Annotated in this window: 5 protein-coding genes, 2 pseudogenes and 1 other annotated feature; of the genes and pseudogenes, 1 reads left to right on the top strand and 6 read right to left on the bottom strand. The window is 55.8% G+C overall.

The genetic code is table 11. The annotated features are described in order from the left end of the window. Positions 1–25 precede the first annotated feature (25 nt). The 6 genes and pseudogenes from tnpC to ACTJKE_RS23560 all read right to left on the bottom strand — a co-directional run bounded on the left by tnpC (position 26) and on the right by ACTJKE_RS23560 (position 7,659). Positions 26–1,681 carry an IS66 family transposase gene (gene tnpC / locus ACTJKE_RS23585; protein WP_427142547.1) on the bottom strand — a complete coding sequence of 552 codons (1,656 nt, stop codon included), beginning with the start codon at positions 1,679–1,681 and terminating at the stop codon, positions 26–28. A 45-nt stretch (positions 1,682–1,726) separates the two neighbouring features. Further along, a complete protein-coding gene (gene tnpB, locus ACTJKE_RS23580) occupies positions 1,727–2,074 on the bottom strand; it encodes an IS66 family insertion sequence element accessory protein TnpB (protein ID WP_427142548.1) in 348 nt (115 codons plus the stop codon). Continuing rightward, entirely contained in the window at positions 2,071–2,481 is a 411-nt protein-coding gene (gene tnpA, locus ACTJKE_RS23575; RefSeq protein WP_427142549.1) for an IS66-like element accessory protein TnpA, read from the bottom strand. The genes tnpB and tnpA overlap by 4 nt, the downstream gene beginning before the upstream one ends. A 77-nt stretch (positions 2,482–2,558) precedes the next feature. After that, positions 2,559–3,271: pseudogene (locus ACTJKE_RS23570) on the bottom strand (transposase); the annotation flags it as partial. Positions 3,272–3,519: 248 nt separating this feature from the next. Further along, positions 3,520–5,730, bottom strand: coding sequence for a methyl-accepting chemotaxis protein (locus tag ACTJKE_RS23565; RefSeq protein ID WP_427142550.1), 2,211 nt, complete (start codon positions 5,728–5,730; stop codon positions 3,520–3,522). 894 nt (positions 5,731–6,624) lie between these two features. Beyond that, complete coding sequence (locus ACTJKE_RS23560) at positions 6,625–7,659, bottom strand: extracellular solute-binding protein (protein WP_024899825.1); 1,035 nt, start codon at positions 7,657–7,659, stop codon at positions 6,625–6,627. Between the two features lie 523 nt (positions 7,660–8,182). Between ACTJKE_RS23560 and ACTJKE_RS23555 the strand changes: the two are divergent. Next, positions 8,183–9,381 (top strand): annotated as a pseudogene (locus tag ACTJKE_RS23555) (IS3 family transposase). Then, positions 8,467–8,569, top strand: a sequence feature (AL1L pseudoknot). It overlaps the preceding pseudogene by 103 nt. Positions 9,382–9,616 lie beyond the last annotated feature (235 nt).

Genomic DNA, 9,616 nt, shown 5'->3' with positions numbered 1-9,616 from the left:
GTAAGCCTCCGGTGGAGACCGCAGGTTACGCCGCCTGAGCGTTCAGCGCGTCTGGCTGCCAGTTCCACGGAAGCAATTGCTGCAGCTTGGTGATCGGCGTGTCGGCGATGCGGGCGAGAACGTCGGCAAGCCATGCCTGTGGATCAATGTCGTTGAGCTTGGCGGTCATGAGCAGTGTCGCCATGAACGCAGCACGGTCAGCGCCACGATCCGATCCGGCGAAGAGCCAGGACTTTCTGCCGAGTGCAAAGCCTCTGAGCGCTCGCTCGGCCGCATTGTTCGTCAGGCAAATCCGGCCGTCCTCCAGGAAGGACATGAAGCCATCCCAGCGCTTGAGCATGTAGTCGATCGCCTCTGCGACCGGAGAGCTGCGTGACAGCTTTAACCGCTCGGTTTGAAGCCAGGTCTGCAGATCGTCGACGAGCGGCAGGCTTTCCTTGTGGCGACGCTCCAGACGTTGATCCGCCATAAGCCCGTTGATCTCCCGCTCGATATCAAACAGGGCATCGATCCGTTTGACGGCTTCCAGCGCCATGGGCGAGACCGGCGCAGCGTTCTTTCCACGCTTGGCGCTTGCGGCAATGTCCGCGAGCACGAAGAATTTGCGCCGCGAGTGAGCCCAGCAAAGTGCCTTCGTCAGAGAACCGGGATCGCGGTCTACCTTGAACAGCGGATTGTAGCCGCCATAGGCGTCCGCCTGCAGAATGCCGGTGAAGGATTTGAGGTGGCGCTCCGGATGCTCCTGCCGCCGGTCCCGTGAGGCATAATACAGCGCGGCCGGCGGTGAGAGCCCGCCGAATGGCCGATCGTCCCGGACATAAGTCCAGATGCGGCCCGTATCGGTCTTTCCCTTTGCCAGGATCGGCACGGTCGTGTCGTCACCATGCAGACGCTCGGCGGCAAGGACATGCGCCTCGATCAGAGAGTGAATGGGCTTCAACGCTGCGGCACATGCTCCAACCTGATCAGCCAATGTCGACAAGCTGAGGTCGACACCTTCGCGGGCATAACGTTCGCTCTGACGGTTGAGCGGCTGGTGCTGGGCGAACTTCTCGAAGAGGATCATCGCCAGCAGGTTCGGCCCGGCAAAACCGCGGGGCGTTACGTGGAATGGTGCTGGCGGCTGCGCAATCTTCTCGCACTCGCGGCAGGTGAACTTCTCCCGCACCGTCTGGATGACCTTCCACTGACGCGGAACGACCTCCAGGGTCTCGGTGATGTCCTCACCAAGCTTCGACAGTTTTGCCGATCCGCAGCAGGCGCAATTCGTGGGAGCGGCGATGACGACGCGCTCGCGCGGCAGATGTTCGGGAAACGGTTTGCGTGATGGGCGCTTGCGCTCGAAGGCTTTGACAGCTGAAGCTTTGGCTGCGATCTCTGCCACCAGTTCATCTTCACCGGCGTCCGCTTCGAGCTCTTCGAGCTGAAGTTCCATCTGCTCCAGGAGCCGCGCCTTGCGCTCGGATCGGCTGCCGTAAAGTTCACGACGAACCTTGTCGATCTCCAGCTTCAGCCTCGCGATCAGCGCCTCGGAATGCGATACGAGTGCCTTTGCGCTAGCGGCTTCAGCCTTGGCGGTCGCCGCTTCTGCTTCGGCTGCAACACGTCGAGCGCGTTCCTGGGCCAGCAGTGCAACCGCACTGGCAAGGTCGTCCGGAAGCTCTTCGGTCACATTGCTCATGACAGGATGGAATCATATTCGACCCCGCCATTCCAGTGCTTTCGTTCACCCGGCGGACGTCGGCCGCCAGGTCTTTTGCGGCATTCGCCAGTCGATGCCTTCCAGCAGATAACCGAGCTGCGCAGGCGTGATTACCACCGTGCCATCGGCTGCCGATGGCCAGATGAAGCGTCCCCGCTCAAGCTTCTTCGTGAACAGGCAAGCTCCCTGGCCGTCATGCCAGATCACCTTGATCAAACCGCCGCCTCGGCCGCGGAATACGAACAGGTGCCCACACATCGGATCACGCTTCAGCGCCTCCTGTACCATCAACGACAGACCCGGAAAGCCTTTGCGCATGTCGGTATAGCCTGTCGCCAGCCAGACCTTTACACCTGTAGGGACCAGGATCATCGCAGTCCCAGCACACAGTCGAGAATACGGCCAAGCGCTTCGGTATCGATGTCGCTATCCACGCGGACGCGTCGGCCACGACCAAGTTCGATCGTTACATCACAGCGTTTGCGTCGGGGATGGGATGGTGCGGATGGCTCCGGTATAGCGGGCGAGCCTGCCGAAGCGGTCTCAGACACGATTACCGGCACCAACATGCTTGCCGCTCCTGCCGACGGTCCATCGACCTGGCAAAGCTCCTTGCGCCAGCGGAAGAGCTGGCTGACATGGATGCCGGCCGCGCGGGCAATCTCGGAGATAACCGCATCAGGCTCAAGGCAGGCGGCGACCAACTGCTCCTTCTCCTTGCGAGACCAGCGCCGACGACGCTCAACAGACGTGATCACTTCAATCGGATGCTTCGTCATAGGACTATCCCTAGTGTTTGCACTAGGACTTCCGATGTTGAGCGTCACCTCACAAGGCGGCCCTCACCGTGGGCTTACAGCGAGTCCGAGCACCAGCGAAAGTTCGAGCGTATCACCATGGCAAAGCCATCGTGGACGCGGCCATTGCGAACGGTGGTGTGCTTCTCCAGCAGCATGGCGTTATTGCTCCTGATCCGGTGGACTCGCTTGGGGTTGACGACCGGCTGATCGGCGACTCGCCTTTCGCGATTGAGCAGCGCGGCTCTCCGCCGTTAGCGATAGGTGGGCCTGGCGTCGACGAGCCTGCGGAGGGCTGACAGAAGCTCGACATCCTCAGCCTTATACGGCCGGCGCGGCTTTGATCTGCCTTCAGAAGCTCAGTAACATTGGAGCGGGATACCTTGAGAACGTCCGCGACGGTCTTCATCGGCACCATGCTTCGGCAACGAGAGCTGCCGCTATTTTTTGAACCTGTGAAAAAGCGTCGCGGAGAACCTCGACCTCCATCCTTGCGGCCCAGCATGTGCTCCAACTCGGGAACGCGCTCCTCGAACTTCCTGACCGCAGAATTGCCGACGACCGGCTCATCGTAATCTAAGACAGCCGTTCCTCAATCACTGAGAAGTCTGCCCCATCGATACAGAAGGCGTGGCGCAACTCCATGACGCCGGGCGGCCGACGAAACCGTATCGCTCAACTCCAAACTCCCCATGATAATCTGCAGCTTCTGCTCGGTTGTCCACCCCCGTACCAGGACGTCGCCAGTGATCACTGTGTTTCGGCGTGGAATATTGGACGCCGATAAGGGGTCAACATTCCGCGCCGATTGACAGTGATCACTCCATGCGTCGACAGTCGGTAGACATAAGCTTGTCCTCAAGCCTGTGCTTACTGCTTATGCCGACTGTCCGGTCTAATTGAGGCACTTCAGTTTCAAGGGGCAATTCCAGATGTCAAGCTGGTGACCCTCGCCCCGTGAAAAACTTGCACCGGAGCGCGACCGGACTTGTATCTGAAACCATGCGAACCGGCGAGAACTCAAGCCACACGACGCTGCGGGATTTGTTCTTCCTTGCCGCGATTTTCAGAGAAATTGAAACGATTTACCGCTTCACTCAAGAGGCGCGCTTCATCTCGAAGCGATACACTTGCCGCAGTCGTTTCCTCAACCATGGCTGCATTTTGCTGTGTAACCTGATCCATCTGGTTTATCGAGCTACTGATACTTTTCAGGCCAACGGATTGCTCGTCCGCTACCACAGAGATTTGCCTTACATTCTCATTTATTGCTGTGATCTGCGCTGTGATCCTGCTCAAAGCGCGGCCGGCTTCTCCGACAAGTCCGACCCCCTCTTGTACCTGCATCGCAGACGAATTAATCAGCACTTTGATGTCCTTCGCTGCTGCAGCTGACCGTTGGGCTAGTTCACGTACTTCCTGAGCGACGACGGCAAAGCCTTTCCCAGCCTCACCCGCACGTGCCGCCTCTACGCCAGCATTCAGGGCAAGGAGATTTGTTTGGAATGCGATCTCATCAATGACGCCTGTGATACGGGTAATCTCCAGCGACGATTGGCTAATGCTCTCCATCGACTGGACCGCGCACTCGACAATATCGCCAGTCGTAACTGCATCCTTGGTGGCAGCGCTGACGCTTGACGCAGCAGCGGAAGCTCTCGTCGCGCTTGCTTGGACCTGTTCCGTAAGTTCTGCCATCGCGGCGGCGGATTCTTCTAAGCCTGCCGCTTGCATTTCAGTCCGTCGCGCCAAGTCGGTCGCACTTGAGCTAATCTCCTCTATCCCTGCGTTGATATGACTTACGCCCCTGCCAACCACGCGGATTGTCTCTTCTAAGCTGGACAAAGCCGAGTTGAAGTTGACCCTGAGCTCGGCATATTCACCTCGGAACTCTTCCCGAATTCGGCAGGTAAGGTTACCCTGCGCAAGGTCCTTCAACGCTTCCCCGACCACACGCACTACGAGGCGCTGTTCTTCAAGCGCGTCCGCGCGAGCGGCCTCGGCGGTAGCGCGCTCACGCGCGTTTGCCTCTCTCACATTAGTCGCCTCTGTTTCCGCACGCTCTCCTTGGATGAGGGCATGGCGTAGCTTTTCCAACGCGGTTGCGACCGCTCCCATCTCATCCGATCGACGTGTATCTTTGGTTGATTCACTATAGTTCCCAACGGCCAACGCTTCTACAACTTTGACCAAACGCCCAATTGGACGGGCAAGCATTATTCTTGTCGTAACAAATAAGACGAGCGCTATTATAAATACTACAAAAAAGCCTGCCGAGACCATTAAGGTAATTTGTTCGTTCACCGCAGAGGCAATTACCGAAGTCGGAACGTCGACGCAGACAACCCACCGGACATTCAAATGCGGCACTTCGAAAGGAAGTAGGACGCGGGTGTAATTGACCCCATCGACCTCAACGTCTTCTACAATTCCAGTTTTCTGCTCGGTGATCGCCTCGGACAGTTCCTTTTGGCCTAATCCATCATAATTCTTTGTTGTTTGGTCCGCACTGGGCGCTACGATCCACCGTTTTGCCTGGGAAATAACATATACTCGCCCTGACCCGAATGGCCTTTGTGCGCCAAGCTTGGCGGATAGCGCCGTTAGGTCTACGTCCATACCAGTCACACCAATAAGGCGATCTGCACTGACGACTGGATACGAGATCGTGGATAAGAGGAAAGATCCTTGCGCGTCGACCCAAACGTAGGGCTCCGTTAGGTGGCCCTGCCGGGACTTGGAAGCTACGTGGTAGTATTCAGCGCTATAATCGAGGGCGACTGGTGCCATCGATAGAGTCCCGCCGGGCTTTGTCCACGTAGGCGAAAACGCGCCATTACTTGCTGATCCAAGCGTCGTGTTTCCCTTGAACTCTGCCGCCTTTCCGTCAAAAGCGTTGGGCTCTTCCATGAACCAGCTGCTGAAAACGATAGTGGCTTGCGCTGTAGCACGTAGCATGTCGATCACCGCAGCACGATCAAGATAGTCTTTTTCTCTGCCTTGGCCGATCAAAGCTGCCATCGTGGATGTCGGAGCCGATAACGCTGTCATTTCCGCTGAAATGTCATTTGCCAATTTTGCAGCTTCGAGTTTAGCCTGCTGGACGGTCAGATGCTCTATCCGGCTCTTCGTAACCAAAACAAGGATAGCATTTGATAATACTAAGACTAGGGCTATCGCGGCAGCAGTAACAGCGATTAGCTTCAAAGCAAGAGACCGTTTCGTGCGCATTTTTGTAACCACCCCAATCTAATGAGCGAGAGTTTCAGTCAAACCAAGTCTAGCATTCTCCGCACACCGGTCGACCAGCACGTCTTGTTTGCCAATCGTGCGGAGGACAGCCGTTGCGTGCACCGAAGGAATAAAATTGCGCATCTACTTGTGACATCGATAGTCACGGATCAATACAAGGCCGTTGCATGGAACAAGGCGCGTCCGTTTCCAGGTGCACGACCTGTCGTATTCGCTTCCGGCGTCCACGCTCTTTTTATAACATGGAATAATTATCGTCGAGTTAAGACGAGACTCATTAGTTCGCTCAATCCTGGCAAAAGCCGCAGCGCCCCGACGTATTTATGAAGGTACCGGGTGAACCTGTTCCGAGATTAACAGACGCAAAACCGGTCCGACGCTGTGGATAGCGACTGATGGCCGTCCGCCGGTCTTCGAAGGACGATTAATGCGCGTGGCGTTATTGCGCACAGGCTTTTGACGACCGCGTTTCAAATCATGCGCAACGAGCGCCTAGCGCCCAGCGGGGCGGTTGCTAATGGCAGGAAACCGCATCGTTGATGACATCCCTACTTCCAGATGATGTATTGGCGAACAACGCAGGACTTGTCCGCTCCGCTTCGGAAGAAATGAAGATTACGAGCCGAAATACGCTCTCTGACAAAGACAAACCCCAGCGAATGACTCCGGGATAAAGTTCAGTTAAGATTCATTGGGCAGTGACGGCCACCCTAAGGTCTAAGAGACCTAATCAATTAGCCAAGCGATACATTGAAATATAGTCGAACCCGCAGGAAGAGAGGAAGAGAGAAACCGGGCGCTGTTGATTGTATGCATTTGGCGAGCAAATTGCACGCCGGGTTGCTGTACCGGCGTGCTGCGAAGACTCGATGTCTACATTCTAACCTCTGACCAAATCGCGCCATACAGCTTTTGGATCGCGGGTGGGCAGGTCGTAGCCCAGTATCCCGCGCCTTTCAAATTGTCCGGAATTAGAAACTCCGGCGCTGAAGCAATTCCGCTCTTCATGAATTGATCCGAGCCGTCAATTCCATTTGCAAAGTTGGTGAAATCCGACTCAAGAGCGATGTTCTGCGGATCCATAATGAAATTGATGAAAAGCTTCGCGTTTTCCAAGTTTGGGGCGCCGGCTACAACGCCAATGTTATCCATCCAATACGGGAAGCCTGTTTGCGGGTAACCAAACGCGATATCTTTGTTCTGCAAGCGCTCCTGTAGAGCAACTCCATTCCAATCAGCCGATGCAGCGTAATCGCCTTTGATCATGGGTTCACGTGTCATATAGTCCATAGAGATCCAATGCTTCTTCGCCTCGAGAAGCTTATCCCTCACCTTCATCAGAAGGACTTTGTCATCGGTGCAAAGCTCTTTCCCGCCCAGATAATGGATCGCGAGCCCCATTATATCCAGCATTTCGGGCTGTACGTTGATTTTCCCCTTAAGTTCGTTTGGCGGATCAAATATAATCGCCGCTGTATTTATATCGCCTTGATATACTGACGTGTTCACACTGACTCCGACGACATTTATGAGCCATGGTGCTGTATATGCCCGACCCGGATCAAAAGGCACATCCACCCATTGCTTATTCACGTTTCGAAAGTTTGCCATTTCATTTGGATTTGACCTAAAAAGTAACCCCTCCCTAATGAAAATCGGGGTGTATGTAGATGCTCCAACAAAAAGATCGAACCCATGTCCACCAGCCTTTAATTTTGCCAAGGCGGTATCGTTTGTATCGTACTCCGAGATTGTAACCTTTACGTTGTATTCACTCTCGAATTTTTTGATCATTTCTGCGCTTGTGTAGCCACCATACGTATAAATGTTGAGTTCTCCATCCGCGTAGGCAACTTCACTTGCGAGGACTGTCGTCAAGGCAGCGATCAAGGCGGTTTTGGTTATCATGATATTTCCTCCCTATTGGCGGATGTCACCTTACACCGATCACAGGGCTAAGAAAAATTAATTAATCCAAATAGGAATTTTTTGGTCGGCCCGGGTCTCGCATTGGACGCGTCTGCCGAAAGTCTGATGCCAGCCGGCGCGGCATCTTAATCTGAAGATCAAGCAGTTTGAACTCGCGTCGGAGGATAACGAGCCTCTTGCGCGGAAGCCGATGCCTGCTACCCGCAGTGGGATGACGCACTTGGTAGACCGAAGCGCAGACCTCTGCCGGATGGCCCGCAACCAGAGCCGTGTTTGCGCCGAACCTCAGTTTAACGATCTACTGCCACGTCATTCCTCAAGGTGGATGATAAGGTGGGTGCTTCGTCTTGCAAAAGAACCTTTCGACTGTGTTGCACTGCCACATCGCGGCTTTAGAGAGGCCGTTGGTGGAAGTGCTTTCCGACCGGATGAAGACGCCGCTATCGGCGAAGTGAAGCGCCCCGGCTTTGCTGGAGACCCCAACTCGTGAGAAGTAGGGTCTATGACAAGCAAGACGACGAACAAATTTTCTCCTGAAGTCCGCGCCCGCGCTGTTCGAATGGTGGTCGAGCATGAAGCGGAGCATCCTTCGCGATGGGCGACTGTGTCTTCCATTGCCGCCAAGATCGGCTGCTCGGCACATACGCTCAATGAATGGGTGAAGAAGGCCGAGGTAGACAGCGGCAAGCGTGCAGGTTTGCCGAGTGACGTTGCCGAGAAGATGAAGGCTCTGGAGCGGGAGAACCGCGAGCTTCGTCAGGCGAATGAGATTTTACGCAAAGCCTCGGCGTATTTTGCCCAGGCGGAGCTCGACCGCCCACTGAAGCGATGATTTCCTTCATCGACGAACACCGTGTCGATACCGGATCAATACTCCCCAGAAGTGCCGTTTGAATCTTCCCCAGTTTAGCGTTGCCGCCGGTCTTCCGGGGCGCCCGGAGCGACATGGCCATGAAGATCGAGATACGCCGGGTGTTCAACGAGGTCTTCCAGGTCTATGGCGTGCGGAAAGTCTGGCGACAGTTGCAGCGAGAAGGCTTCGATGTCGCTCGCTGCACCGTCGCACGGCTCATGAGAATGATGGGACTTCAAGGCATCATTCGCGGCAAGCCAGTCAAAACCACCGTGTCGGACAAGTCCGCTCCATGCCCACTCGACCGGGTGAACCGACAGTTCTTCGCTCCAGCGCCGAACATGCTGTGGTTATCCGATTTCACTTATGTCGCGACCTGGCAGGGCTTCGTTTACGTGGCCTTCGTCATTGATGCCTTCGCCCGCCGCATCGTCGGGTGGCGGGCAAGCCGAACGGTCCATGCGGCCTTTGTCCTCGATGCCCTCGACCAGGCACTTCATGATCGGCGGCCCGTCCATCGCGGCGGACTGGTTCACCATTCCGATCGCGGCTCGCAATACGTGTCCATTCGCTATTCCGAGCGGTTAGCGGGCATCGAGCCTTCCGTCGGAAGTGTTGGCGACAGTTATGACAACGCTCTCGCCGAAACGATCAACGGCCTTTACAAGGCCGAGGTCATCCATTGACGGGGACCGTGGCGCAACTTCGAAGCCGTGGAGTTCGCCACGCTCGAATGGGTCGATTGATTCAATAACCGCCGCCTTCTCGAGCCAATCGGAAACATTCCGCCGGCCGAGGCGGAAGAACGATACTATGCCATGCTGGACGCACCGGCTATGGCCGCATAACTTAAACCAAACGGTCTCCGGCAAAGCCGGCGCGGTTCAAAGGCCAGAGAGAAGGCATCGTCTACAATCGCACTCTCATCGAACTGCCCGCCCCTAGGTGTCCACCCGCTTTGCGTCTCCCTGTCTCTTAATCCCTCTCAATCGAGTGGTACCACCGCTGGAGTTTTAACGCAGGGTCAGGCTAGGTCATGCAGCGAATTCTGGGTCCGAGCGAAACATCCTAGTGGATTGATCG

It is taken from the genome of Ensifer sp. 22521 (assembly GCF_052044795.1).
In the GTDB taxonomy this organism is placed as follows: Bacteria; Pseudomonadota; Alphaproteobacteria; order Rhizobiales; family Rhizobiaceae; genus Ensifer.
The sequence above is the reverse complement of the archived record's forward strand: the minus strand, read 5'-3'. Positions and strand labels throughout refer to the sequence as shown.

Coding starts and splice junctions, on each gene's coding strand:
- tnpC (WP_427142547.1), bottom strand. CDS start 1,681: ATGAGCAATGTGACCGAAGAGCTTCCGGACGACCTTGCCAGTGCGGTT.
- tnpB (WP_427142548.1), bottom strand. CDS start 2,074: ATGATCCTGGTCCCTACAGGTGTAAAGGTCTGGCTGGCGACAGGCTAT.
- tnpA (WP_427142549.1), bottom strand. CDS start 2,481: ATGACGAAGCATCCGATTGAAGTGATCACGTCTGTTGAGCGTCGTCGG.
- ACTJKE_RS23565 (WP_427142550.1), bottom strand. CDS start 5,730: ATGCGCACGAAACGGTCTCTTGCTTTGAAGCTAATCGCTGTTACTGCT.
- ACTJKE_RS23560 (WP_024899825.1), bottom strand. CDS start 7,659: ATGATAACCAAAACCGCCTTGATCGCTGCCTTGACGACAGTCCTCGCA.